This window comes from Alteromonas sp. CH_MED4-4 (assembly GCF_037029575.1).
GTDB classification, from domain to species: Bacteria; Pseudomonadota; Gammaproteobacteria; order Enterobacterales; family Alteromonadaceae; genus Alteromonas; species Alteromonas macleodii.
The window spans coordinates 1-25,777 of sequence record NZ_JAYMEU010000045.1 but is presented as its reverse complement, the minus strand read 5'-3'; the positions used below and the strand labels follow the sequence as shown (position 1 = coordinate 25,777).

Here is a 25,777-nt window from a genome sequence, read left to right as displayed (position 1 = left end):
ACCTCCAAGTCATCGACTCACCACCACAATGAGTCGGACAGTGCTTTCGCACTACGCGCCATGCCCGGCGCACGACATAAAAAAACCGGGCAATGCCCGGCTTTTAACATTTTATAAACTTAGCTGTAAAACTTTTGATCGTTTTCTGCCATTTTTACTAACACTTCAGCAGGTGCAAATTTATCACCTACAGCAGTAGCATAATGGTTTAAACGAGCAACAACGTGTTTAATTCCCAGTGTATCCATATAGCGGAACGGGCCGCCTAAGAATGGAGGGAAACCAATACCGAAGATAGCGCCAATGTCGCCGTCGCGGGCATTACGGATAACGCCTTCGTCTAAACAGCGCGCTGCTTCATTAAGCATCATTAATACACAGCGTTCAGCAACTTCTTTTTCGCTTAACTTAGCAGAAGGTGAAAGACCCAGTAGTTCGTAGATTGACTCGTCCACTTCTTTACCTGATTTTTTGCCTTCATAAGAATAAAACCCTTTTTGGTTTTTCTTACCCTTTCTGCCGTCTGCAAGTACTTTATCGAAAGCACTTGGCGCAGTGAAGCGCTCGCCGAATGCCTCTACAAGAAATGGGATGATCTTGGTGCCAACGTCAATGCCCACTTCATCAAGTAGTTTCACAGGACCTACAGGGAAACCGAACTTAACCAACGATTTATCGATATGCTCAATAGGCTCACCGTCAAGAATAAGGTTTGCCGCTTCATTCATGTAAGGTGCCAAAATACGGTTTACGTAGAAACCCGCACCGTCTTTAACAACAACCGGTGTTTTGCCTTGCTTTTTAGCAAATTCAACCGTCGATGAAATGACTTGGTCAGACGTTTTATCGTGAGCAATTACTTCGGCCAATGGCATTTTGTCTACTGGCGAGAAGTAATGCAGACCAATCACGTTTTCAGGACGTGCTGCCTTAGCTGCAATTTGTGTAATAGGAATAGACGACGTATTGGACGCGAAGATCGTGCTTTCTTTGCAGTTCTCTTCAATATCCGCCACCATTTTTTGCTTAAGATCTAAATCTTCAAAAACCGCCTCAACCACGATATCAGCATCTTGGTAGCCACTATAATCTAGCGTACCGGTAAGAAGCGCTAACTGTTTCTGCATTTCACTATTGCGCATGAAACGCTTCTTCACCTTTTTGTTTAAGATGTCATAGCTATATTTCATCGCATTGGCAATGCCTTCAGCACGCACGTCTTTAATACGGACAGGTACACCGGCTTTGGTCGACGTTACATAGGCGATACCACCACCCATTAAACCACCGCCAAGCACACCGACTTTCTTCATTTTTTCAGGTTTAACACCTTCAACGCCGTTTTCTTTCTTCATTTCTGTCGTAGCGAAGAAAATCTGACGTAACTGGAAAGATTCCGGCGTCATAACAAGCTTACCAAAGGCTTCAGCTTCGGCTTTTAGCCCCGCTTTCATCCCTTCGTTTATGCCCGTTTCAATCACATCAATAATGTAACCTGGCGCTGGATAATTACCTTTGGTTTTGGCAAATGTCGCTTCGCGCGCTTTTTTGAACATCATGTTACGGCCCGGGCCGGTCTTCTCTAACACTTTGTCCATCACACTCTTTTGCGGCGCTTCCCTTTCTGGTTTGCGTTTAAGCGCAAACTGTTCAGCTACCTTCAACAAAACACTGTGAGGTACCACATCATCTACAATACCGTACTTTTTAGCTTGCTTAGCGCGTGCTGGAGACCCAGTAAGCATCATTTTCATCGCTTGCTGAATGCCAATTAGGCGAGGAAGGCGCTGAGTACCACCACTGCCTGGCAACAAGCCAAGCTGCACTTCCGGTAGACCTACCTGAGTGCTAGGTGAATCGGTACATACACGGTAGTGACACGCTAATGCTAGCTCTAAACCACCGCCTAACGCTGGGCCGTGAATAGCCGCAACAAAGGTAGCCTTCATGTTCTCAATTCTATCGAAAATGGCTTGACCGCCAGCGGCTATGGTTGTGGCATCTTCCGCTGTTTTACACGCTGCTAGCATGGTGATATCGGCACCTGCTACGAATGAGCTTGGCTTGCCACTCGTTAATACAACACCTTTAATGCTGCTGTCGCGTTCAATATCATCAAGCACGGCAGATATTTCATCGCCAAATTCAGCTTTAAGCGTATTCATGCTCTCGCCAGGTACGTCCATGCTAAGAATAGCAACGCCATTATCTTGCTTGGTTAACGTAAAGGCGCCTGATGTTGGCTGAACTTCATTTGTCATATCTTGTTCCTGACTCATATTATTCTGTCTCCACAATCATTGCGGCACCAAGACCACCCGCAGCACATGCAGTCAATAGACCTGTACCACCGCCACGACGATTTAGTTCGTTAAGCATTTGCGTGATCATACGTGTACCGGTTGCAGCAAACGGGTGACCATAGGCAATTGAACTACCCATCACGTTGAATTTGTCCATATCAATTTCGCCCGTCGCTTTGTCGCGGCCTAGTTTCTCTTTGGCGAACTTGTCACTTGCAAACATTTTAACGTTTGCCAAGGTTTGCGCCGCGAACGCTTCGTGCATTTCAATTAGCGTTAAGTCGTTTAGGGTCATGCCTGCGCGGTCTAGCGCAATAGGTGTCGCGTACGACGGCCCCATTAGCATGTCTTCCCACACGTCGATTGCCGAGAACGCGTAGCTCTTAATGTAACCAAGCGGCGTATAACCTAGCTCTTTCGCTCGGCTTTCTGTCATCATAAGCACTGCAGAAGCACCGTCAGTAAGCGGTGTAGCGTTTGCAGCAGTTACCGAGCCGTACTTTTTATCGAATACTGGGCGAAGTTTCGCGTAGCCTTCAAGCTTAGAATCGAAACGTACGTTGTTATCGCGCTCAAGCGCACCTTTATACGGTTCAGCATAAGCGGTCATCACTTCGCTAGACAGCTTGCCTGCTTCCCAGCTTTCAGCAGCTAGACTGTGCGAGCGATGTGCAAGTTTGTCTTGTTCTTCACGAGAAATTTGATGCGTTTTCGCCATTTGCTCTGCTGTCTGTCCCATCGACAAACCGGTAGAGTACTCAGCTACAGCAGGAGGTACTGGCGCTAAGTCTTTTAAGCTTAAACGCTTGAAGATGTTTAGCTTTTGGCCAAGGGTCTTGGTTTTCTGTAAATCAACCAGCGCACGCGCAAGGTTCTTAGAAACCCCAATAGGTGATACCGACGTTGAATCAGCACCACCAGCAATACCTACTTGTACCGTACCAGCCATCATGCTTTCTGCGATGTTAACCGTAGATTGAAAACTCGTCGCACATGCGCGAGATACGCTGTAAGCGTCGGTATGAATATTCATGCCTGTGCCAAGCACGATTTCGCGCGCAATATTAGGCGCTTCAGGCATTTGTACTACTTGACCGTAGACAACCTGGTCAACCCACTCTTTTTGAACACCATGGCGAACGAGAAGTTCGTTTACGACCATTTTACCTAGATCAACAGCCGGAACACCGTGGAAATATGTAGCCATTTTCGCAAACGGAGTACGCAACCCCGCGACAATGGCGATGCGATCACCCTCTCGGGTAGTAACTGATTGTTTTGTTGCCATAATGCACCTAAATTAATGACCGACTTCCGTTTGAGCTTATCGCCCCAAAGTGGTCTGACCTGTAATAAACCCGATTTTTACAAACAATGAACAAAATAGCAAATAATGCAGGGTTAAGGACAACATAAATGAAACTAAAGTTTGCCCTGTTTACAAATTTTGACCGTTTTATGCTATCGAAATTTAAAAAGCTTGCTTTGCATCCAACCGCATATCGCATTTTTATTACTGTTTGACGACTTGAAGAAAGATAGAATGAACCTTATATGGAAATGAAAGTCTGTTTTGTGTCATTGTGACGGGCTAGAGCTATCTAAATTAATATGTAATTTACTTTTTAGCTAAGCGATCACTTTATAAGATATTTAATAAATCTATCGTTCAAATGACACTTCCTGATAACGAGAACTCAAACGGAAATTTTGCATTATGGCAGCAGCGCAATTTCAACAGTTACACGCTTATTTAGACCAACAGATTATCGGTCAGCATGCGTTAACCAAAAGCCTTCTAATCGCTCTTTTGGCCGACGGCCACCTTCTGGTAGAAGGTCCTCCAGGGCTTGCAAAAACACGCGCAATCAATGCACTTGCTAACGGTATTGACGGCGACTTTCATCGCGTACAATTTACCCCAGACCTTTTGCCTGCCGACTTAACCGGTACAGACATATACCGTCCCGAAACCGGTGAGTTTGTTTTTCAAAAAGGGCCGCTTTTTCATAACTTAGTGCTAGCCGACGAAATCAACCGCGCACCAGCAAAAGTGCAATCGGCTTTGCTTGAGGCCATGGCGGAACGTCAAATTACGGTAGGCAGTAAAACCTACCCTCTTCCTCCGCTATTTTTAGTAATGGCAACGCAAAACCCGCTAGAACAGGAAGGAACTTATCCACTACCTGAAGCACAGCTAGACCGATTCTTAATGCACGTGGACATCGATTATCCTGGCGCCGAGACAGAATTAGAGATATTGCGTTTAACGCGAGGTGAAGCCCTCTCAGAACCGCCTGTTACGCCACCAACGCTAACTCAAGACGATATTTTTACGTCGCGTAAAGAAGCGTTGTCTTTGTATATGGCGCCTGAGTTAGAACAGTATTTAGTTCAATTGATTATGGCCACACGTCAGCCTGCAAATTTTGACGCGGAATTAGGCCAGTGGATAGCGATGGGAACAAGCCCTCGAGCAACCATCAGTCTAGATCGCTGTGCACGCGCTCACGCATGGCTTAGCGGCAGAGACTTTGTTGGTCCTGATGATATTCAAGCTGTGGTTCACAACGTGCTTCGCCACCGCATTATTCTGTCATATCAAGCCGAGGCTGAAGGCGTAACGATTAACGACGTACTTGATAAGATTGTTGCAACTGTCGCAGTCCCTTAAGTTATGGTGAATGTACAAGCGCAGCTAGACAAGCTGCAAAGTAATGGCGTCTCGTTGTCTACAGCAGAATTATTACGCTACCAGCAGTTAGCTAAGTTGTTTAGTTTGGCGCCTAAACGTATGCCACAAGCTAAACTTGCTGGAAGTTATCTCACCAAGCACAAAGGCCGAGGCATGGAGTTTGATGAGGCCCGGCATTATCAGCCCGGTGATGATATTCGCGCTATTGATTGGCGCGTTACTGCGCGCACGGGTAAAACTCACACTAAAGTGTATCGGGAAGAGCGAGAGCGCCCGGTTTTTCTATTCTGTGACTACCTACCTTCAATGGCATTTGGCACGCAGCTGCTTACTAAAGCGGTGCAAGCCGCGCATGTATCTTCATTAATAAGCTGGTCTGCTGCCGCTCGTGGCGATAAAGTTGGCGCGCTAGTATTTAATCAGCAACAGCACAAAGAAATTAAACCACTAACTCGCAAAAAAGCCGTGTTGCACGTGTGTCATGAACTTATGGCATTGCACGAACAGAGCGCGCAATCTGAGCCGGACAAAGACAAAGACGAACAAGCTTTTGCCGATGCGTGTGCTAGGGCAAGACGACTAGCAAGGCCAGGGAGTCTAGTTTATCTCGTGTCAGACTTTCAGCATTTAAGTACCCAAGCTATTCAACACTTGAGTCACTTAACACGACACTGTGAAGTAAGGGCTATCGTAATTAACGATCCAATAGAACACGCCTTGCCACAAACCAGTTCATTACAAACCGTCAGCGTTTCTGATGGCCGAAACCAACAACGCTGGGTGTTAGGCGACAATACCGAGCAACAGCAATATCAAAAATGGCGCAGTGAACACAACAGCGCGATTTATAGCACCTTGCGCAAAAACAATATCGCTCGATTCAGTGTTTCAGCGGGCCTTCCTTTAGACGAACAGCTTCAAAGTATGCAACAAGAACAAAGGTTGGAGCTTAATTAATGCAAAGCAGTATTTTTTCAACCCATTTTTTATCAAACTTTCTATCTAGTTACACAAAATCAGCTGCTCAATCGATGCCGCCGGCAAATCAAATACCAGTGCCCCCTCAGCAGCAAGACCCACTTGCTCAACTGCGCGATATACACGTACCTACAGAGGTCAACATTTGGCCATTAGATTGGGGGTGGTGGGTCGCAATCGCAGTATTTTTACTTGCCCTATTTTGCCTATATAAAGCGATCACTGCTCACATACGTCACAATAAGGCACGTAAGCAAGCTTTAGCCTTACTTGAATCGATTTCAGCACAACAAAGCAATTGGCCCGTAGCGTTAAACTCAATTCTAAAACGCACGGCAATGAGCTATTACCCAACTCAGCAAGTGGCTGGGTTATATGGTAAACAGTGGCAAGCGTTCTTAACCTCTGCATTGAAAAGTAGTGATAGCAAACTTGAAAGTGATTTAGGTTTGTTAGTAAGCAATGTTTATCAAGCCACCCCCACCCCTAGTGATTTTGAAACCTGCAAGGGGGCAGTAAAAAACTGGCTTTCAAAAGCCAAACTGCCAAAAAACAAGGGGGCTTACGGCGATGTGAATGATGGCGGTCTAAACGATGGCAGCCCTCATGATAAACAAGCCAAGGAGCCGCATCATGCTTAATTTTGCTTGGTGGTGGGTCTTTTTTGTACTCCCCTTGCCTATTATCGTACGCCTGCTTTCTAAAAAAGCACAAGACATGCCTATGGCTGCATTGCGGGTTCCTAATTTGCGACCTGGCGATGTGTCAGAGCAAACCCAGTTGAAACAAACCAAAATACCGCTGTTGGTAAGTAGCTTGATATGGCTGCTGCTAGTGACGGCTGCCGCGCGCCCTCAATGGTTAGGAGAGCCTGTCAGCATACCGAATGAAGGTCGAGAAATGATGTTAGCGGTGGATTTATCTGGCAGTATGAAGATAGATGACATGCAGCTCAATGGCCGACAAGTTAACCGTTTAACCATGACTAAGTCGGTGGTTTATGACTTTATTCAGCGTCGCGTTGGCGACAGAATTGGCCTTATCTTATTTGCCGATACCGCGTACGTTCAAGCGCCGCTTACCTATGACAGAGATACTGTTTCTACACTTCTGAGTGAAGCTGTCATTGGGTTGGTTGGCGAACAAACGGCCATAGGCGATGCGATAGGTTTAGCCGTGAAGCGCTTTGACGAACGGGAAGAGTCTAATAACGTATTAATTCTTCTTACCGATGGGCAAAATACTGCAGGGAATATTACCCCCGAGCAGGCGAAAGAGTTGGCGATTAGTAAGGGTGTGAAGGTTTACACTATTGGTGTGGGTGCAGATAAAATGCTGATCCAAAGCTTTTTTGGAAGCCGACAAATAAACCCGTCGCAAGAGCTTGATGAGGGCATGTTAACCGACATTGCGACTAGCACCGGCGGCCAATATTTTAGAGCTCGAAATGCCCAGGAACTTCAGGCTATTTATCAACAACTTGACGCGCTTGAGCCTATTGAAGGTGAAACGCGTAAGATGCGTCCATTGAGCGCTCTGTTTTACTATCCCCTTGGTGCGGCAATATTACTGTCAGCACTATGGGCATTCTTCACGGTTCTTTTATCAACATTTCGTTGGTTCGCACAAAGACGAATTAACTCGTCCCAGCCACACCCGAATTCAGCTGATTCAAAACAAGCAGCACAAACAAATAAGGAGACGAAGTAATGGAATTCGACTTCTTAAACCAATTTCATTTTTTACGCCCCGAATGGTTTATCGCGCTCGCTCCCTTGATGCTGCTTGTGTTTTTAATTAGAAAAACCACGGCTAAGCAATCTGGCTGGCAATCTGTGATCCCTTCTCACCTATATCAATACATGGTGATTGGAAAAAACGAAATGGGCGCAAAACCTCCAATGTGGATGCTTGCTTTTGTGTGGATTATAAGTGTGATAGCACTCGCTGGCCCAACATGGGAACGCCTGCCGCAGCCGGTTTACCAGTTGAAAATGGGACACGTTATAGTCATAGATATGTCGCTTTCAATGCGCGCTACCGATATGACGCCAGACAGGCTAACTCGCGCTAAATATAAAGCGATAGACCTAGTCAACGCTATTGGTGAAGGTGAAATGGGCTTGGTTGCTTACGCTGGCGATGCGTTTGTCATTAGCCCTTTAACCGAAGACGCAGGAAATATCACAACCCTAATCCCAAGCCTGTCACCGGAAATTATGCCCGTGCCGGGCAGCGACCCTCTGCTAGGTATAGAAAGTGCGTCTGAACTACTTACTAATGCCGGATATAACTCAGGCATGATCTACTGGATTACTGACGGTATAGAGTTAGAACAACAACAAGAGCTTCAAGAGTATGTGGCTTCTATTCCTTTTACAGTAAATGCACTTACCGTTGGGACATCTGAAGGCGCGCCTATCCGCCAGCAAAGCGGCGAGCTATTAAAAGACTTCACCGGCAGCATCGTTATACCCAAGTTAAACGAAGGCGCAGTGAAAGGCGTGGTTAGAACGAGCGGCGGACGCTTTGAATCCTTTACATCAAACGACACCGACATTGATGCCCTCGCCTCGGTATCTCTGCTAGATAAAAGCGACAGCGAAGAGAACGAAGAAGAAAGTAATTTACAAGGAGACCAGTGGAAAGAAGTTGGCCCTTACTTGCTGCTTATACTTCTACCGTTTGCCGCCTTCGCATTCAAACGCGGGTTAGTTTTCATCGTGTTGGTGGGTTTACTTAGCCCCTCTATGATTAAAAACGCCCATGCTCTGCAACGTGCCCAAGCCTCAGAAATTGCTGGCACGTCACAAGGCATAAGCACGTCACAAGGCATAGGCGCACCAGAAGATACTCTAGAGATGGCAAACAAACCTGATTCACTCTCATGGTGGCAAACGCCATTTATGAATGACAACCAAGAAGCATTAAACAGCTATCAAAGAGGCAAGTACAAAGACGCCGTTAATCAGTTTAATGACGACACCTGGAAAGCATCATCACTTTATAAATCAGGTGACTACGAAGGTGCATTAAATGCCTTCAAAAGCATTCCTGGTCCCGAGAGTCTTTACAATCAAGGCAATGCACTGGCAAAACTCGGTAAGCTTGAAGACGCTATTAAGAAATATGATCAGGCGTTAAGCGAAGCCCCCGATTTCGACGATGCAAGAACCAACAAAAAGATTGTCGAGGATTTGCTGAAACAGCAGCAACAGCAGAATCAGGAGCAAAACCAGAACGATAATGGCGATGATGGTGAACAGAGTGACTCGCAGGATAATGGCCAAGATAACTCTGATAGCCCTAATAGCAAACAGCAATCAGGGGACCAGAACAATCAGGAAGGTTCAAACGAGCAGAATGGTCAGCAAGACGATAATGAGGGTCAACAGTCTGATCAAAGCCAAGCTAACGATGAACAGCAAAGTGGCGGAGATAACTCACAACAGCCTGATGATTCCGAGATGAACAGTCGGAACGAGTCATCAGACTCTCAGCAGCAAAATGCAGAACAAGAAGAGTCTGATCAAGGTGACAGCGCGCAAGCACAAAAAGACGAACAACAAGCAGAGCAGGAAGCACAGGCAATGCAAGGTCAAGAGGCCGAGCTTACCGACGCAGAAAAAGAAGAGCTGCAGCGAATGGAGAGTTTAATGCGCCGCGTGCCAGACGACCCTGCATACCTACTAAAACGAAAAATGCAATTAGAAGCACAAAAACGTCAGCGTCAACGTATGCCTTCAAACCGGAGTGATTGGTAGATGAGAGCCTTATTACAATCTACACTTATAGTTTTTTTATTAACCCTACTCTTAAGTACGGCGGCTTATGCCGATGTAAATTCGCTGGAAGCCACCATTGATAGAAACCCTGTCATGTTGGATGAAGCCATTCGCTTAACGGTTACCGCAGACGGCAGCGCGGAAAGAGATGCATTCGACAGCTCTCCCCTGCTTAAAGACTTTGTGGTCGGAAGAACATCAGTAAGTAGCCAAACCTCAATTGTCAATTTCGACACCAAGCGCACCACCGTTTGGACCACTACGTTATTTCCTCGTAAGGAAGGCACGTTCACCATTCCTTCATTAACCATTGAGGGAAAATCTACCCAACCTATTCAGATCAAAGTTATTCCGGTTCAAGAACAAAGTAATGTCGCCCGAGACTATTTTGTTACCACTGACATCGACGTAAAAGAGGCCTATTTAAATCAACAGCTGCTTTACACGGTTAAGCTGTTTCTTTCTAGCAATATTGAGCGCGGCAGTCTACAAGCGCCAGAAATGCAAAATGCGGAAATCACCCAGCTAGGAGAAGATAAACAGTATACAGATATAGTAAATGGAAGACGGTATCAGATTATAGAGCGTCAATTTGCTGTTGTGCCTCAAGCATCCGGTGAATTTACGCTAAGAGGCCCTATTTTCACTGGCGAAGTTATGGCTGCCAATACTAACCAACGTTTTGGCTTCTTCAACCGCACCCAGCAAATTAATCGGGTTGGGCCCGACATTACGGTGAACATTAAGCCCATTCCTCAGGGGATAGATTACCCTTGGTTGCCTTCTGAAATGGTGCGAGTGGATGAAGAATGGCCACAAGGTGATAGTTTTGTAGCAGGTGAACCAGTCACCCGTATTGTTACGCTAACCGCATTGGGCGTAGTAGAAGAGCAGCTTCCTGATATTCCTGAGTTTTATCCGCCAAACTTTAAGCTGTACCCTGATCAATCTAATACTACGACAGTCGAAAAAGACCAGAGCTTAATTTCACAGCGCCAAACGTCGCTGGCGATCATTCCAACGCAGCCTGGTAACTTTGTCTTACCTGAAATTACTATTCCTTGGTTTAATACGCTTACTCAGCAAACAGAGTATGCCACTATTCCCGCCCGTTCAATTACGGTAGCGCCAGCGTCTGGCGCAAATAATGCCAATACTCCGAATAGCTTAGACACTCCTTCAATCAGTAGTGCAAGCAATGAAGATATTCAAAATGATATACCGTCAACTGCAAAACAGCCTAACGCTAGTGCTAGCAATGAGAATAAACCATTAGACAGCGCTTCAGGTGACGTCAGTACTGACGAAAGTACCCAGCTTAATTGGATGGTAACTTGTGTATTACTTTTGCTGTTCATCATTGCGCTTACAGGATGGTTAGTTACCTACAGAAAGCTTAAACAGGCTCAGTTTATGGGACCTGGGATCACTAACAAAACCGGTTCTGCACAGCGCCTCCACTCTTATGCTCAGTGGGATGAAAAAGCACAGTTTCAAAACCTAATGTCAGTAATAAAGGCAAAGGACACACGTTTACTTACGCCTGCTCTTAAGCAGTGGATAAACGCGTTAACTTCGGGTAAAGCGCAACTTTCGCAGTTTGAAAGAATCAACGCTAGTGTTAATGAGCTCTATGCACTGCGCTTTTCAGCCAGTAAAGCTGACGCTAACACCCAATCTAAACAGGTCATGAAAGCTTTAGATAAACTTTCACATGAAGCTAAGCTTGCCCGCAGCGAATGGAAGCAAAAAAGTGAAGGGAACAATAACACGCTATCTGCCTTATATCCTGCTTCATAAAACGCATTTTATTTGCCAATACACTAGAATTTGCGTAATGAAAGCCCTTGCAACTAGCTAAATCTCAGTGGCAAGGGCTTGGTAACAGAAATGTTTGCGTTTGAGAAACAGTCGAGCCTTTGAGCCTTATTGTCCTCTTTAAGGCTTATTAATCTTTGAAGCTTTAGCTCATAAAAATAATCAATTAAACGCGACGGGGAATATAATGAAGAAAACACTAGTAAAGCTAACGCCAATTGCGTTGGCCATTACCACGCTTACGGCTTGCTCTCCTGCAAGTGAAACCGCTAAAACAGCGCCAGAACCTATTAAAACAGAACAGCCAGCCGGGCAGTCTGAATCAGAGCGCCTTAATGCGTTCTTCGAACGTACTTTTGAAGAAGATCTTAAGCGTTCGCCATTATTTCAAAGTTACTTGGGTAAAAAATGGGACTATGACAAATGGGATGACATCAGTGACGAAGAAGCTGACGCTCGCATTGCTATCGCCAAAAACCGACTAGAAAAGCTTAATAGTTTTGACACCAGTCAGTTAAGTGAACAGGAACAGCTAAGCTTGCGCCTGTATAAATTGGGTATTGAGCGCGATTTAGCTAACGACGAATTTCGACATCACCGTTACATTGTACATCAGTTCCGCGCCGCACATACACAAGTGCCTAGCTTCCTTATCAACATTCACAGCGTAAAGAGTAAAGAGGACGCTAAGGCATACATTGGACGACTAGACAATGTACGTACGTACTTTGATCAAGTTATCGAACAAATGAAAGTTCGCGAAAAAGCCGGCGTATTCCCCCCTGCATGGGCCTACGATCAAATGATTGATGCGTCAAAAAACGTGATTACCGGCGCACCGTTTGATTCTAGCGAAACATCTTCAACTATCTGGGAAGATTTTCAAAATAAAGTAAATAGCCTGGATATCACAGAGGCGGAAAAAACGACGTTATTAGGTGAAGCGAAAGCCGCTTTGGTAACTTCAGTCATGCCGTCATACGAGAAGTTTATCGAAGAACTCGCTCATCAAAGGGAAATCACGCCTGAAGGCGATGGTGTGTGGCGCTTACCAAATGGTGATAAGTGGTATCAGAATCGTCTAAACTGGTTTACCACTACAGACCTAACCGCTGAAGAAGTCCATCAAATTGGCTTAGACAATGTAGAGCGCATACACGATGCAATGCGCGACATTATGAAACAAGTGAAATTTGAAGGCACCCTTCAAGAGTTTTTCGTTTTCATGCGTGAAGACGAGCAATTCTATCTACCTTCAACAGATGAAGGTAGACAGCAATACCTTGATATGGCGAAAACAGCCATAGACGACATGCGAGAGGCGATTCCTGAATACTTTGGTATTCTTCCAGAAGCGCCAATGATTGTTAAACGTGTTGAAGCGTTCCGCGAACAGTCTGCGGGCAAGGCGTTTTATCAAAGCCCGGCGCAAGATGGCAGCCGCCCAGGTATTTATTACGCAAACCTTTATGACATGAAAGCAATGCCTACTTATCAGTTAGAGGCGCTGGCGTATCACGAAGGCATCCCAGGTCACCACATGCAGCGCGCTATTGCACAAGAGCTAGAAGGTGTACCTCAATTCCAGAAATTCTTGAGCTTTACCGCATACACAGAAGGTTGGGGCCTATATACCGAAGAACTTGCAAAAGATATGGGCTTTTATAAAGACCCTTATTCTGATTTCGGTCGTCTAGCCATGGAACTTTGGCGCGCTTGCAGACTTGTGGTTGATACGGGTATTCATGCGAAAAAATGGACGCGTGAAGAAGCCGTAGATTACCTTGTTGAAAATACGCCAAACCCTAAATACGACGCGCAAAAAGCCATTGAGCGCTACATTGCTATGCCAGGTCAGGCTACGGCCTATATGATTGGTAAACTGAAAATTATGGAACTTAGAGAGCATGCCCAAGCTGAACTTGGTGACAAGTTTGATTGGAAAGGCTTCCATGACGAGGTATTGAAGTACGGTCCAGTCCCACTTTCTATTTTAGAAGAAAACATTAATGCTTGGATTACTTCCCAGAAACGTACCTAGTTTTTCGAACTAGGTGCTCTGATCACTGGAAATAAAATGAAAACGCGCCTTTCGGCTAACGAAATGGCGCGTTTTTTATGCCATAGTGAGAAAAAATTAAGTTTTTGGATTTTTTTATGTTTGGGCGAAATAAATCCGATAGTGCTCAGGTCTTATCGGGTATGAAAGCAAAACACCAAAGATATGAAGCATTAGTAAAGGCATTTCACGCCGACATCTACCGCTATGCATTTTGGCTTATTAAAGACCAGAGCATTGCTGAAGATGTTGTTCAGGAAACCTTTTTACGTGCTTGGCGCTCATTAGACGCCCTAAATGATGAAAAAGCAGCAAAGTCATGGTTAATTACCATTCTTCGCCGCGAAAACGCCCGTCGGTTTGAACGCAAACAGTTCGACACAGTAGATATTGATGATTGCCATATTCAAGATGACACACAGCATGCTGATGGGGACTTGAAAGATAGAGAGCTTCAGCGACTATTAGGTGGATTGAGTGTGGAGTATCGTGAACCCTTAATACTCCAGTTGATTTTTGGTTTTAGTGGCGAAGAGATCGCCAACCAGTTAGGGCTTAACAAAAACACGGTAATGACTCGCCTTTTCAGAGCGAGGAATCAGCTAAAAGAGGCATTAGAGAAGCAAAATGAACAGAGAGGTCGTGTAAATGGATGAGTTAGAATTTAGGCGTCGTATCTACGCCGATCCAGAAACGACTGACAGTGATGTTGTAGAAGCGGCAAAGGCGGATGAAAGTAAACGCAGTTTTTGGAATGAACAAAAGCAGTTAGATAAGCAATTAAAGCAAGCATTGAAAGTCGATGTACCAGAGGATCTCGCAAGCAAGCTAATATGGCAGCAGTCTGCAGACGAATTCACCCGTTATAAACGCAGAAGTCGCTGGTATTTAGCCATGGCTGCATCAGTTGCCTTTACAGTAGGCATTGGCCTTACTATGTGGTATCACCAGCCGCTTAGTATTGGCGGGCAAGCACTTGCCCATATGCAGTACGCAGAAATGGAACACGCTCATTCGTTGCTTCCTGTTGATTTGAATATGGTTAACGCAAAGCTAGCAAGCTTTGGTGGCAGCTTTAGCGAAATGCTCGACGGTGTAGAGGTCGCAAACTATTGCCATTTGAGCACAGTTAGAAGCCTTCATCTGATTGTGAATACGCCGCAAGGCAAGATGTCGGTATTCGTAGTACCTGAACGTGGAGATGTCTCCGTACCAAGCGAGTTTGCCGATGGTCAGTACCACGGAGAGAGCATTAAAATGAAACACGCCAATGTAATGATTGTTGGCGATAAAGATGCTGATTTAAGCGATATGAAAAAGGCGGTGTCAGAAAGGATTCAATTCTCTGCTTAACACACGTTATGTAACTGTAAAGCGTTCCAAAAAAGTGCGTATCTTTAGCACTTCCCTTCGTCGGCCCCCTATGGGCCGATTTTTTTTGCCCAAAATTAAGATGAAACCCTGTTCAATAAAACTTATACTCCGACTTAAAGGTTAAAACGTCCGTTTTAATTTCAGTTAATCCACTTCATTCACTTACCCGCAGTAAAGAGGTCTCCATCACAATGAGCGCTTGGTTTCGTTTTACAAGGCTAATGATTTGCCTTTTGATTCCTGCAATAGCTTGTTTCACTGTCTTTGCTCAAAGTATAGATATTCCCAACGCACTTAGACTAAAAAAACTTGATAATTATAGTCATATAGCTGCAACGGCAATTTATCATTGGAATACACCTAGCGAGGTGAGCAATGAGAATATCATTGCTATGTTAACGAGCGCCGGTTTGCAGAATGACACGCAAAGTGAAGGCGTGATATTTAGACACTTGTTGGCCACTTATACTGCGAATGATGCTGACTCGCCGAGAATCCCACTTTTCGTTAAAGAGCCTCTATTAGATAAGCATTGGCAAGAGCTTAAGACAATTAAGCCTGAGCTTTTCGCTGCTGCGAAGGCATATTACATTTATGCTAGAGCGGTAAATGATTTTAAAGGCTCTGACCATAGGGTAAATTTTTCTGTTCCTGAACTGCGCCGTTTACAGCGAGAAGCGCTAGAAACTGGGAGTCGACGAGCCACTGCTATAGCTAGCATATGGTTAGCGATGGAACTCACCCTTGCGAACCCAATACAAGCAATTAATGAAATCGAATATGCGTTACCGCACCTTCCTCGATACTCATCAGACAAAAGCTTAGAAAATGCGTTATCAAACGTAATTGCACATGATTGGCTGAGAGGTGCTTACCTGGAACTCTTCGTTCCAAGCAGAGCATTTTTCCACTCAAAAGAGATCATTGAAAGTAAAACGCAAGATAACAACACCATGGTAAAAACTTGGGCCTACTTCTCGGCCATCGATTCATTGTTAATTCAAAATAAGTTTGAAGAAGCATTGGCTATGTCAAACGACGCAATAGAGCATTTGTCCACAGTAACGTCAGTGCACGAAAAGTTGTTGACGTATGTCCAAAGACTTCGTGTAGTAGTGTTTCAAAAAAGCGAAGGATATGAACTGCTAGCGCAAGAAGTCATGACGCAAATCAGGCAGCTTGATACCACAGAGGTAAAACAAAGAACTGAGGAGCTTTCAGCTTACGCAGATGCACTTTACGCAGCGGTATTGAACGATGATGCTAAATTTCAAGACTCCCTTCAGCGTTACCGCAATATCGTTCTGGCTACTATTCCAAATTCGGGTTTTAAAGAAAAAATCAAGCTTAGGTTAGAGCGGGAGCTTTCTAGGCTTTACGATGCTTCGGGTGACTACGAAAAAGCATATGAGCATTCGAAAACCTACAATAGGCTTCTTGTTGAAAAAAACACTGAGCAATTCAAGCTATCAAATTCTTCATTTACCGACGGCATTGCGAAAGATATCGAGTTAGCGCGATATCGACAAAAAGAACTCACTGTGCTCAGAAGTGAAAAAGATGGCCTTTCTACCGACAAAGAAGCAATGAAAACCACCATTTTTGCATTGATTATCACAATTCTCATCATTCTTGCACTATGGCTATGGATTTCAAAACGACAGAGCGACTTGCTAGCTGAGCGTGACTCACTTACCGGTGCTCTCACGCGACGAGCTATGCTAAACAGTTTGAAAAAAGCACTGAAAGGCAATAAAGCGTCCTGTATTGCTCTACTTGATGTCGACAACTTTAAAAAGATTAATGACAAATACGGCCACGTTGTCGGTGATGAAGTTTTGACTACCTTTACGCAGATTATCAAAAACCGAATTCGTAAGTCAGACAAGCTCTGCCGATATGGCGGCGAAGAGTTTTTGATTTACTTTTCCGACTCCGACCAAAGGTCTGCTAAGCGAATTCTGGACGAGCTGAATTTCGCGCTTTCTCGCCAGAAACACTGGAGCAATACAAAAGAAATGTTTTCCGTGAGTTTTTCTTCGGGTCTGTTAGACGTCAACGGAGAAACCAACCTAGACACCATTATCAAGATGTGCGATGAGCTTCTCTACAGAGCCAAAAGAGAAGGTCGAGCGCGCGTTGCATCTTTTCCAATTTAATCTTTCGCCAAACTTTATTTACGAATTACCGTATAGAAAACATGCAAGGTCGCTGACTGACATAGAGACTCTATGTCATAGGTGTTAGCATGAAAGAAAAAACATAGGGAATTTATATGGCTACTGGCACGATAATCTCGTTGGGTTTGTATTTTGTTGTAATGTTAGGGATAGGCCTTTTCGCTTATCGGCAGACAGACACCAACGTAGAAGGCTATATGCTTGGCGGCCGCCAACTAGGCCCCGCGGTAACGGCACTTTCAGCAGGTGCATCGGATATGAGCGGATGGATGCTCATGGGCTTACCCGGTGCAATGTATGTATCAGGCTTATCTGCTGGCTGGATAGCGGTTGGTTTAACTCTCGGTGCTCTGGCAAATTATATGTTAGTTGCTCCACGCCTTCGCGTTTACACAGAAGTAGCCAACAACTCCATTACCCTCCCCGATTATTTTGAAAATCGCTTCGCCGACAACACGCGTTTATTGCGCGTAATAGCCTCTGTGGTTATCGTTGTCTTCTTTACGCTTTACACCTCTTCTGGTGTGGTAGCTGGCGGTAAGCTCTTTGAGACATCATTTGGATTAACTTATGAGACCGGCTTATACGTTACCGCGGGCGTCGTTGTAGCCTATACCCTTGTAGGCGGTTTCATGGCAGTAAGCATGACCGACTTCGTTCAAGGGTGCATCATGTTTGTTTCCTTGGTAATGGTTCCAGCAGTGGTTATCACCGAACTAGGTGGAATTGGGGCATCTATTGACGCTTTAGACAGGATAAACCCTGCATTATTTGATGCCTTTATGGATGCATCTACTAACGAAGCATTAAGTGTAATAGGCATTATCTCACTAATGTCATGGGGTCTAGGTTACTTTGGCCAGCCTCACATTATTGTGCGTTTTATGGCGATACGTTCTGTTAAAGACATACCGACTGCACGTAATATAGGTATGAGCTGGATGATCGTGTCAATTATCGGTGCGTTAATGACCGGCCTTTTCGGCCTAGCATTTGTTACTGGCAACGGTAATGAAATCGACCCGGAAACCGTCTTTATCTACTTATCTCAAATTCTATTCCACCCGCTTATCGGTGGCTTCCTGCTCGCTGCGATTTTAGCGGCGATCATGAGTACTATTTCGTCTCAGTTATTGGTAACGTCAAGTTCACTAACCAGTGACTTTTATCAAGCATTCCTAAGACGCGACGCGTCAGATGGCGAGCTTGTTATTGCAGGTCGTGTCAGCGTAGTAGTCGTCGCACTAGTTGCAATCTATCTAGCCTATGACAGAGACAGCACCATTTTAACGCTAGTAAGTAACGCATGGGCTGGTTTTGGCGCTGCATTTGGTCCGCTAGTACTGTTTAGCCTATTTAAACGTGAAATGACCCGCCGTGCGGCACTAGGCGGTATGGTTGTTGGTGCAGTAACCGTATTGTTGTGGATTTATCTTCCTATCGAGATTGGTGGTCAAAAACTTGGCGACTGGATGTACGAAATTGTCCCTGGCTTTATATTGTCGAGCTTAACCATCATGATTTTGAGCAAGTCTGGCTCGCCGCGCGAAGGTGTAGTTAATACCTTCGACGCTTTCCAGACCAAATTGAGTGAAAGGTAACTAGCAATTACGTCGCTACAACAGTAAACAACAAGCCCTGTTTAGTTTCCTAAACAGGGCTTTTTTCTTTTTATAGCCATTGAAAAAATTGGCTTATGCTTCAATTGCATGACAGTTTTATTTAATGGAATAAGATAGCTATTTTAAATAGCAAAATCGCATACTACTTTTGAAATTAAATATGTTATCGTTCTATGCAGAAAAATAACCCATATATAACTTTTTTGTATATAACATAAAATTCGGACTTCAAAATGACTGCTAGTATCCCGTCTGTAACGCATTTGAAACAACTCGAAGCCGAGAGTATCCAGATTTTCCGTGAGGTTGCTGCTGAGTTTGAGAACCCAGTTATGCTTTACTCTGTAGGAAAAGACTCTTCTGTACTGCTTCACCTTGCCCGTAAAGCGTTCGCGCCAGGCAAAATTCCTTTCCCACTATTACACGTAGATACCACGTGGAAGTTTGGTGAAATGATTAAGTTCCGTGACGAACAAGCTAAGAAACACGGTTTTGATTTGCTTGTTCACATCAATGAAGAAGGTGTTGAAGCTGGCGTTGGCCCATTTAGCCACGGTTCAGCAAAACATACTGACATCATGAAAACCCAAGCACTTAAGCAAGCGCTAAACAAATATAAGTTCGATGCTGCATTTGGTGGCGCTCGACGCGACGAAGAAAAATCACGTGCCAAAGAACGTGTTTACTCATTCCGCGACAGCAACCACCGCTGGGACCCAAAAAACCAGCGTCCAGAGCTTTGGAACATTTATAACTCTCAGGTTAATAAAGGCGAAAGCATTCGTGTATTCCCAATGTCTAACTGGACTGAGCTAGATATCTGGCAATATATCTACCTAGAAAACATCGATATTCCGCAACTTTACCTTTCTAAGCCTCGCCCTGTCGTTGAGCGCGACGGCATTCTTATTATGGTTGACGATGACCGTATGCCGCTAGAAGAAGGTGAAGTACCAGAGATGCGCTCTGTACGTTTCCGTACTCTTGGCTGTTACCCACTTACCGGTGCGGTAGAGTCAGAAGCTGCTACCCTACCTGAAGTTATTCAAGAAATGCTGCTTACCAAGACGTCTGAACGCCAGGGCCGAGTTATCGACCATGACAGCGCAGGCTCTATGGAGAAGAAGAAAATGGAAGGGTACTTCTAATGGCCACCGACAACGTTGTTTGGCATAAACACGAAGTAAACAAGACCACCCGCTCTGAAAAGCTTGGACAAACACCTCGTGTATTTTGGCTAACGGGTTTAAGCGGTTCTGGTAAATCGACTTTAGCAAACTTGCTTGAGAAAAAGCTTCACGAGCAGAACAAGCACACCTATCTGCTTGACGGCGACAACGTGCGCCACGGTCTGTGTGGCGATTTAGGTTTCAGCGATAAAGATCGCGTTGAAAACATTCGCCGCATTAGCGAAGTCGCTAAACTTTTTGTCGATGCCGGTACCATTGTGCTTACCGCTTTTATCTCGCCTTTCAAAGCCGACCGCGATTATTGCCGCAGCTTAATGGAAGACGGAGAGTTTGTAGAAGTGTTTATCGATACACCTCTTGAAGTGTGTGAAAAACGCGACCCGAAAGGGCTATACAAGAAAGCGCGTAGCGGTGAAATTAAGGACTTCACAGGTATTGATTCAGCCTATGAAGCACCTGAAGCGCCAGAAGTACACTTAACCTATCAGGATGAACCAGCAGAGCAAACCGCTGAGCGATTGTATGCTTTGCTTCAAGAAAAGGGATTGGTGTAATGACACAGCCTTTACATAGTCTTGCACAAAAAGTGCTAGCTATCGCCAAAGAAGCCGGCGATAAGATAATGGCCATTTACGAGAAAGACTTCGCCATTTATGAAAAGCAGGATACCAGCCCGCTAACAGAAGCTGACCTTGCCGCACATAACGTAATCGTTAACGCCCTTGAAGCTGAATCTGACCTGCCGATTCTTTCTGAAGAGTCAGCAGATATTTCATGGGAAGAGCGCAAAACGTGGTCGTCATACTGGCTGGTAGACCCGCTAGACGGCACTAAAGAGTTTATTAAGAAAAACGGTGAATTTACGGTAAATATTGCACTTATCGAAAACGGTAAACCGACCATGGGTGTGGTTTACGCGCCAGCATTAAACAAAAGCTATGTAGGTATTGTTGGTGAAGGTGCGTGGACTGAAGTAAATGGCGAATTTACCGCTATTTCTGCGCGCAAGCACGATGGTGCCGAAGTGTGGAAAGTGGTAGGTAGTCGTTCTCACCAAAGCCCAGAAATTCAGAATTTATTGGCACAGCTTAAAGGTGAAACCGAGCTTGTGGCGATGGGTAGCTCACTGAAGCTTTGCTTGGTGGCTGAGGGCGAAGCACATCTTTACCCTCGATTAGGCCCAACATCTGAATGGGATACGGGAGCAGCGCACGCCGTCGCATTAGCGGCAGGCGCAAACGTAACCGTACTAGACCCTGAAAACCCATTAGATGACAACGCTGACGCTCTTACGTACAACCAAAAAGAGTCTGTGTTAAACCCCTTTTTCCTTGTGAGCGCATAACATGAACAATGAAAACGAATTATTGAGACAGGACATTCTGTCTTACCTAGAACAACACGAAAAGAAAGACATGCTACGTTTCCTTACCTGCGGTAGCGTAGACGACGGTAAAAGTACCCTAATTGGTCGCTTGCTTCACGATTCTAAAATGATTTATGAAGACCAACTTGCAGCTATCACTAAAGACAGTAAAAAAGTGGGCACTACCGGCGAGAAAGTTGACCTTGCCCTTCTTGTAGACGGCCTTCAGTCTGAGCGTGAGCAAGGGATTACTATCGACGTAGCATACCGCTACTTCTCTACTGACAAGCGTAAGTTTATTATCGCAGATACTCCGGGGCACGAGCAGTACACCCGTAACATGGTAACCGGTGCGTCAACGTGCGACCTTGCTATTATTCTTGTTGATGCTCGCGGCGGCGTTAAGGTACAAACGAAACGTCACTCGTTCCTGGTTTCTCTTCTAGGTATAAAACACGTTATTGTTGCTATCAACAAAATGGACTTGATGGACTATTCAGAAGAAGTGTACAAGCAAATTCAGGAAGACTACCTGAAGTTTGCTGAGCAGCTTGATATTCCTGACATTCAGTTCGTACCTATTTCAGCACTTGAAGGCGACAACGTAGTAGGCAAGAGCGAAAAGACCCCTTGGTTTGACGGCACGCCACTTATGGAAATGTTGGAAAACATTGAAATTGGTGAAGACGACAACCTAGAAGATTTTCGCTTCCCTGTACAATACGTTAACCGCCCTAACCTAGATTTCCGTGGCTTTGCGGGTACGGTGGTATCTGGCCAAGTTGCACCAGGTGATGAAGTAACGGCACTTCCCTCTGGTAAGAAATCAAAGGTAAAGCAAGTCGTTACGTTTGAAGGCGACCAAGAGCGCGCTTATGTACCACAAGCGGTAACGCTAACGCTAGAGGATGAAATTGACATCTCTCGTGGCGATATGATTGTAAAATCAGACAACTTGCCACTGCTTAACACGCAATTTAAAACTCACCTTGTGTGGATGTCTGAAGAGCCGCTAATGCCCAACAAGCAATACTTGTTTAAGTTTGCGACTAAATCAACACCAGGGGTAGTTGCTCATATCGATAATCAAATTGATGTGAACACGTTGGAAGAAACGGATGCTATGCACTTAAATCTTAACGAAATTGGTGTAGTAGACGTTAAGTTTACTCAGCCCGTTGCATGTGACCCGTACAAGCGCAACCGCCCTACCGGTTCATTCATCGTCATAGATCGCCTTACTAACGGTACGGTTGGCGCAGGTATGATCATTGACGAAATTGCGGGTGACGCACAGCATACATCGCCAAACTTCTCTGAGTTCGAGCTTGAATTCAATGCACTAGTACGCAAGCACTTCCCGCATTGGAACTCTGTGGATATCAGTAAACTTTAAGCAGGACTGGAGCAATATGGATGTGACCCAGTTCATCGTACTGGCAGTATTTGCCGGTACGATATGCGCGCTGATCTTTACCAATCAGCGCCCTTCCACTGTGTTTTCTGGTGCAGTGTTAGCTTTACTGGTTACCCAGCAGTTATCTCTTGATGACATCTTGCTAAATTTAACAAACAAGGGGCTTATTACCCTTGTTTTGTTGCTTTTGGTAAGCAGTGCAATTGATAAAACAGCGTTAATAAAACGCCTAGGTAGGAAACTAGTAAGTGCTAACTTTACTCAATCCTATTGGCGCTTGTTTTCACTGACCTTTTTATCGTCTGCGCTTTTGAACAATACTGCTATTGTGGCAAGCCTTATTGGTCCAATTAAGCAAAACCAATATCATCCTGCCTCTCGATTACTAATCCCGCTCTCGTACGCAGCTATTTTAGGCGGTACGGTCACCTTAATTGGTACGTCTACCAACCTGATCGTAGACAGCTTTTTGCAAGAGCACGGGCATCCAGGCTTTAACTTTTTTGACTTCACACTTTATGGCACCGTAGCGGGTTTAAGCTGTGGTCTACTCATGTTTTTATTACTTCCTTTGCTACCTCATATTGGCAATAAGAGTAATAACTATCACGAGTATATGGTTGAAGCCGAAGTGGAGTCTGGTTCAGAACTCATAGGCAAAACCGTAGAACAAAACCATTTACGTAACTTACCAGAACTCTTTTTGGTAGAAGTGGTGCGCAATGGCAACCTGATATCTCCTGTTGGGCCTGACCTCGTCATTCTGGAAAACGACAAACTGATCTTCTCTGGCAACGTTCAAAAGCTTGATAATCTTAGCCACATAAAGGGGCTAAGCATGTTTGCTGAGACCGATGGGGTATTGCGTGAGAGCTTAACCGAGGTAGTTGTTGCCAATCGCGCTCAAGTTATTGGGCAAACCATTAAAAAACTTGGCTTTAGAGCCCTATTTGATGCGGCTGTTGTAGCCATTCGCCGCGATGGAGAGCAGCTGTCAGGCAAGTTAGGAGAAATTAAGCTTCAAGCAGGTGACTTCTTACTTTTAGCTACAGGCCCAGATTTTGCGACTCGTCAAAATTTAAATAAAAACTTTTTTATTTTGTCAGAGCAAAAAATAGCCCGCCCACTAACCAACAAGCAAGAGTGGATTACCCTTGGCGGCTTCCTTTCCACGGTGTTATTGGCTGCAACTAATGTCATTTCACTGGCTATTGGTCTGCTGTTTTTAGCCGCTGTGCTAATTGGCGTAAGGGTAACGTCAAACGGCGAAATGAAACGAAATTTACCGTTGAATTTGATTGTTGTGATTGTAGGCGCGCTAAGCCTGGCAACCGCATTAGAAAATTCAGGGGTTATTAATATAACCACCGAGGCACTTATGCCGGTGTTGTCGGGTACTGACTGGTTCATAGCATTGTTAGTCATCTACTTGCTAACACTGGTTTTAACAGAGTTCGTTACCAACAACGCTGCTGCAGCGTTAATGTTCCCGTTTGCCTACGGGTTAGTGCAAATCATTGGCGCACCGCTAATGCCATTTGCATTAGCGGTAGCATTTGCAGCAAGTGCCAGTTTTATTTCACCATTCGGCTATCAAACCAACTTGCTTGTTTATAATGCGGCGAATTATAAGTTTTCGCATTTTATAAAAATTGGACTGCCTATTTCGCTGTTGTATAGCACCATAGTTTTGACACTGCTTAATATTACTTATTTGTAAGGTCTTGCGGCGCGTTTTGAGAGGACATAGAAAATCACCAAAGATAGAGCAGCAATCAGCAGTATTACGTAAAGGGAAGCGAACGCTTCCCTTTTTTTATTTATTACCTTTCAATACATTCATTTTCTCTTACAAATATCAAGATGTTGTGCTGTACAACACCTGTAGCCAACAGTAATCTATAACTCAATTTATTGCCTGCCTGTTGGCAAGCTAACAATGACTCATGGCTTTACCCAGAGCCAGAGTAATAAGAAAAACGAAATAGGAGCAAGGGATGCACAATGTAACGAACCCCTTTCAAGCGTGTAACGATATTTTCTTCAAGCCTAATGGCGTATTTAAAGCAGTAGGTGAAAACAACAATTGGAGCTGGATGCCATTTATATTGATCATGGCAATTTCGCTTGTTTCCCAGTACTTGTATGTAAACTTCGTTGACATTGAATGGTTCGCTCAGATGAATATTGCCGCGCAAGGGGATATGAGTCCGGCAGAAGAAGAGCAAATGAAGGCCTTCTTCACCAGGGATGCTTTGCTTTGGTCATCGGTTATAGGTGCCTTTTTTATTCCTATTATCGTAAACGCCATTTACGCCGTGTACGTGAATTTAATGACCCGTTCTGACGACAGCCATGTGTATGGCTTTACTGACTGGTATGGTTTCGCTTGGTGGCTTTCAATGCCTTATGTGCTTACTGGTTTGGTGGGTGTTGCTTTGCTGTTGTTCGCAGGCGACCATCAAGTAGCGCCATCAATTTTATCGCCAGCGTCTCTTGGGTATATTGCGAATATCCCGATGGACTCGCCTTGGTACGCTTTCGGCCAGGCGTTAAGGGTAGAGCTATTCTGGGGCATTTATTTAGCCACCGTAGGCATTACTCAATGGACCGCCTTTTCTCTTAAAAAAGCGGCATTAATTGCAAGTGCACCTTATATTGTTATCTACGGCATCTGGTTGATTGCCCTCGCCTTGTTCTAATTAACCTTGCGAATGTAACGCGCCCGCTATACGAAAAGTGTGCTGTGCTATTAATACAGTAGTTATGAATATAATGATTGTGATTACAGTGTTTTAGTACAGCGTTTCTATAAACTGGCCGCGCAGCCTCACCTTAAAAAGACGCCCCCTTTCATTTCTTTCACTACCCATGAATAGCATCATTGCCGCTTTTGTCGTCACACGAAGTATCTTTATACCATATATGGACCCTCTCCGATTGCAAGACACCGTGTTGATTTAATAACGTGATTCATTGCTGCCATATAT

The 25,777-nt window shown here is 44.8% G+C and carries 19 protein-coding genes; 17 read left to right on the top strand and 2 right to left on the bottom strand.

The features are described 5' to 3' along the window. Window positions 1-119: 119 nt before the first annotated feature. Window positions 120-2,261, bottom strand: a complete 2,142-nt coding sequence (fadJ, locus tag WA381_RS20040; protein ID WP_156086116.1) for a fatty acid oxidation complex subunit alpha FadJ — start codon at window positions 2,259-2,261, stop codon at window positions 120-122. 19 nt (window positions 2,262-2,280) lie between these two features. Continuing rightward, the gene (gene fadI / locus WA381_RS20035; protein WP_014948809.1) at window positions 2,281-3,591 is read right to left on the bottom strand and encodes an acetyl-CoA C-acyltransferase FadI; all 1,311 of its coding nucleotides are present in this window, start codon (window positions 3,589-3,591) and stop codon (window positions 2,281-2,283) included. 429 nt (window positions 3,592-4,020) lie between these two features. Here fadI and WA381_RS20030 point away from each other — a divergent pair, with 429 nt between their 5' ends. From WA381_RS20030 to WA381_RS19950, 17 genes are all read left to right on the top strand, one after another. Next, window positions 4,021-4,977, top strand: coding sequence for an AAA family ATPase (locus WA381_RS20030; protein ID WP_014948808.1), 957 nt, complete (start codon window positions 4,021-4,023; stop codon window positions 4,975-4,977). 3 nt (window positions 4,978-4,980) lie between these two features. Further along, entirely contained in the window at window positions 4,981-5,955 is a 975-nt protein-coding gene (locus tag WA381_RS20025; RefSeq protein ID WP_156086115.1) for a DUF58 domain-containing protein, read from the top strand. After that, window positions 5,955-6,617, top strand: coding sequence for a DUF4381 domain-containing protein (locus WA381_RS20020; protein ID WP_061485191.1), 663 nt, complete (start codon window positions 5,955-5,957; stop codon window positions 6,615-6,617). Before WA381_RS20025 ends, WA381_RS20020 begins: the two co-directional genes overlap by 1 nt. Further along, window positions 6,610-7,686 (top strand): vWA domain-containing protein, encoded by a 1,077-nt coding sequence (locus tag WA381_RS20015; RefSeq protein WP_156086114.1) that lies wholly within the window; start codon window positions 6,610-6,612, stop codon window positions 7,684-7,686. Before WA381_RS20020 ends, WA381_RS20015 begins: the two co-directional genes overlap by 8 nt. After that, a complete protein-coding gene (locus WA381_RS20010; protein WP_156086113.1) occupies window positions 7,686-9,740 on the top strand; it encodes a vWA domain-containing protein in 2,055 nt (684 codons plus the stop codon). Before WA381_RS20015 ends, WA381_RS20010 begins: the two co-directional genes overlap by 1 nt. After that, on the top strand, window positions 9,741-11,561 hold the full coding sequence (locus tag WA381_RS20005) for a BatD family protein (RefSeq protein ID WP_156086112.1): 1,821 nt from the start codon (window positions 9,741-9,743) through the stop codon (window positions 11,559-11,561). Between the two features lie 205 nt (window positions 11,562-11,766). Then, a complete protein-coding gene (locus WA381_RS20000; RefSeq protein WP_156086111.1) occupies window positions 11,767-13,620 on the top strand; it encodes a DUF885 domain-containing protein in 1,854 nt (617 codons plus the stop codon). A gap of 116 nt (window positions 13,621-13,736) precedes the next feature. Then, entirely contained in the window at window positions 13,737-14,294 is a 558-nt protein-coding gene (locus WA381_RS19995; RefSeq protein WP_014976004.1) for a sigma-70 family RNA polymerase sigma factor, read from the top strand. Next, window positions 14,287-14,991: a DUF3379 family protein gene (locus WA381_RS19990; protein ID WP_014948800.1), complete on the top strand. Its 705-nt coding sequence runs from the start codon at window positions 14,287-14,289 to the stop codon at window positions 14,989-14,991. The genes WA381_RS19995 and WA381_RS19990 overlap by 8 nt, the downstream gene beginning before the upstream one ends. Window positions 14,992-15,203: 212 nt before the next feature. Beyond that, window positions 15,204-17,171, top strand: coding sequence for a GGDEF domain-containing protein (locus WA381_RS19985; RefSeq protein ID WP_014976003.1), 1,968 nt, complete (start codon window positions 15,204-15,206; stop codon window positions 17,169-17,171). A gap of 116 nt (window positions 17,172-17,287) precedes the next feature. After that, on the top strand, window positions 17,288-18,793 hold the full coding sequence (putP, locus tag WA381_RS19980) for a sodium/proline symporter PutP (protein ID WP_156086110.1): 1,506 nt from the start codon (window positions 17,288-17,290) through the stop codon (window positions 18,791-18,793). 254 nt (window positions 18,794-19,047) lie between these two features. Then, entirely contained in the window at window positions 19,048-19,962 is a 915-nt protein-coding gene (cysD, locus tag WA381_RS19975) for a sulfate adenylyltransferase subunit CysD (protein ID WP_014976001.1), read from the top strand. Further along, window positions 19,962-20,558, top strand: a complete 597-nt coding sequence (gene cysC / locus WA381_RS19970; RefSeq protein WP_014948796.1) for an adenylyl-sulfate kinase — start codon at window positions 19,962-19,964, stop codon at window positions 20,556-20,558. Before cysD ends, cysC begins: the two co-directional genes overlap by 1 nt. Further along, window positions 20,558-21,349 (top strand): 3'(2'),5'-bisphosphate nucleotidase CysQ, encoded by a 792-nt coding sequence (gene cysQ / locus WA381_RS19965; RefSeq protein ID WP_156086109.1) that lies wholly within the window; start codon window positions 20,558-20,560, stop codon window positions 21,347-21,349. Before cysC ends, cysQ begins: the two co-directional genes overlap by 1 nt. A gap of 1 nt (window position 21,350) precedes the next feature. Continuing rightward, the gene (gene cysN / locus WA381_RS19960) at window positions 21,351-22,766 is read left to right on the top strand and encodes a sulfate adenylyltransferase subunit CysN (RefSeq protein ID WP_014948795.1); all 1,416 of its coding nucleotides are present in this window, start codon (window positions 21,351-21,353) and stop codon (window positions 22,764-22,766) included. A gap of 16 nt (window positions 22,767-22,782) precedes the next feature. Next, window positions 22,783-24,507 carry an SLC13 family permease gene (locus WA381_RS19955; protein ID WP_014948794.1) on the top strand — a complete coding sequence of 575 codons (1,725 nt, stop codon included), beginning with the start codon at window positions 22,783-22,785 and terminating at the stop codon, window positions 24,505-24,507. A gap of 277 nt (window positions 24,508-24,784) precedes the next feature. Then, window positions 24,785-25,489 carry a YIP1 family protein gene (locus WA381_RS19950; protein ID WP_014948793.1) on the top strand — a complete coding sequence of 235 codons (705 nt, stop codon included), beginning with the start codon at window positions 24,785-24,787 and terminating at the stop codon, window positions 25,487-25,489. Window positions 25,490-25,777 lie beyond the last annotated feature (288 nt).

Coding starts and splice junctions, on each gene's coding strand:
- fadJ (WP_156086116.1), bottom strand. CDS start 2,261: ATGACAAATGAAGTTCAGCCAACATCAGGCGCCTTTACGTTAACCAAG.
- fadI (WP_014948809.1), bottom strand. CDS start 3,591: ATGGCAACAAAACAATCAGTTACTACCCGAGAGGGTGATCGCATCGCC.
- WA381_RS20030 (WP_014948808.1), top strand. CDS start 4,021: ATGGCAGCAGCGCAATTTCAACAGTTACACGCTTATTTAGACCAACAG.
- WA381_RS20025 (WP_156086115.1), top strand. CDS start 4,981: ATGGTGAATGTACAAGCGCAGCTAGACAAGCTGCAAAGTAATGGCGTC.
- WA381_RS20020 (WP_061485191.1), top strand. CDS start 5,955: ATGCAAAGCAGTATTTTTTCAACCCATTTTTTATCAAACTTTCTATCT.
- WA381_RS20015 (WP_156086114.1), top strand. CDS start 6,610: ATGCTTAATTTTGCTTGGTGGTGGGTCTTTTTTGTACTCCCCTTGCCT.
- WA381_RS20010 (WP_156086113.1), top strand. CDS start 7,686: ATGGAATTCGACTTCTTAAACCAATTTCATTTTTTACGCCCCGAATGG.
- WA381_RS20005 (WP_156086112.1), top strand. CDS start 9,741: ATGAGAGCCTTATTACAATCTACACTTATAGTTTTTTTATTAACCCTA.
- WA381_RS20000 (WP_156086111.1), top strand. CDS start 11,767: ATGAAGAAAACACTAGTAAAGCTAACGCCAATTGCGTTGGCCATTACC.
- WA381_RS19995 (WP_014976004.1), top strand. CDS start 13,737: ATGTTTGGGCGAAATAAATCCGATAGTGCTCAGGTCTTATCGGGTATG.
- WA381_RS19990 (WP_014948800.1), top strand. CDS start 14,287: ATGGATGAGTTAGAATTTAGGCGTCGTATCTACGCCGATCCAGAAACG.
- WA381_RS19985 (WP_014976003.1), top strand. CDS start 15,204: ATGAGCGCTTGGTTTCGTTTTACAAGGCTAATGATTTGCCTTTTGATT.
- putP (WP_156086110.1), top strand. CDS start 17,288: ATGGCTACTGGCACGATAATCTCGTTGGGTTTGTATTTTGTTGTAATG.
- cysD (WP_014976001.1), top strand. CDS start 19,048: ATGACTGCTAGTATCCCGTCTGTAACGCATTTGAAACAACTCGAAGCC.
- cysC (WP_014948796.1), top strand. CDS start 19,962: ATGGCCACCGACAACGTTGTTTGGCATAAACACGAAGTAAACAAGACC.
- cysQ (WP_156086109.1), top strand. CDS start 20,558: ATGACACAGCCTTTACATAGTCTTGCACAAAAAGTGCTAGCTATCGCC.
- cysN (WP_014948795.1), top strand. CDS start 21,351: ATGAACAATGAAAACGAATTATTGAGACAGGACATTCTGTCTTACCTA.
- WA381_RS19955 (WP_014948794.1), top strand. CDS start 22,783: ATGGATGTGACCCAGTTCATCGTACTGGCAGTATTTGCCGGTACGATA.
- WA381_RS19950 (WP_014948793.1), top strand. CDS start 24,785: ATGCACAATGTAACGAACCCCTTTCAAGCGTGTAACGATATTTTCTTC.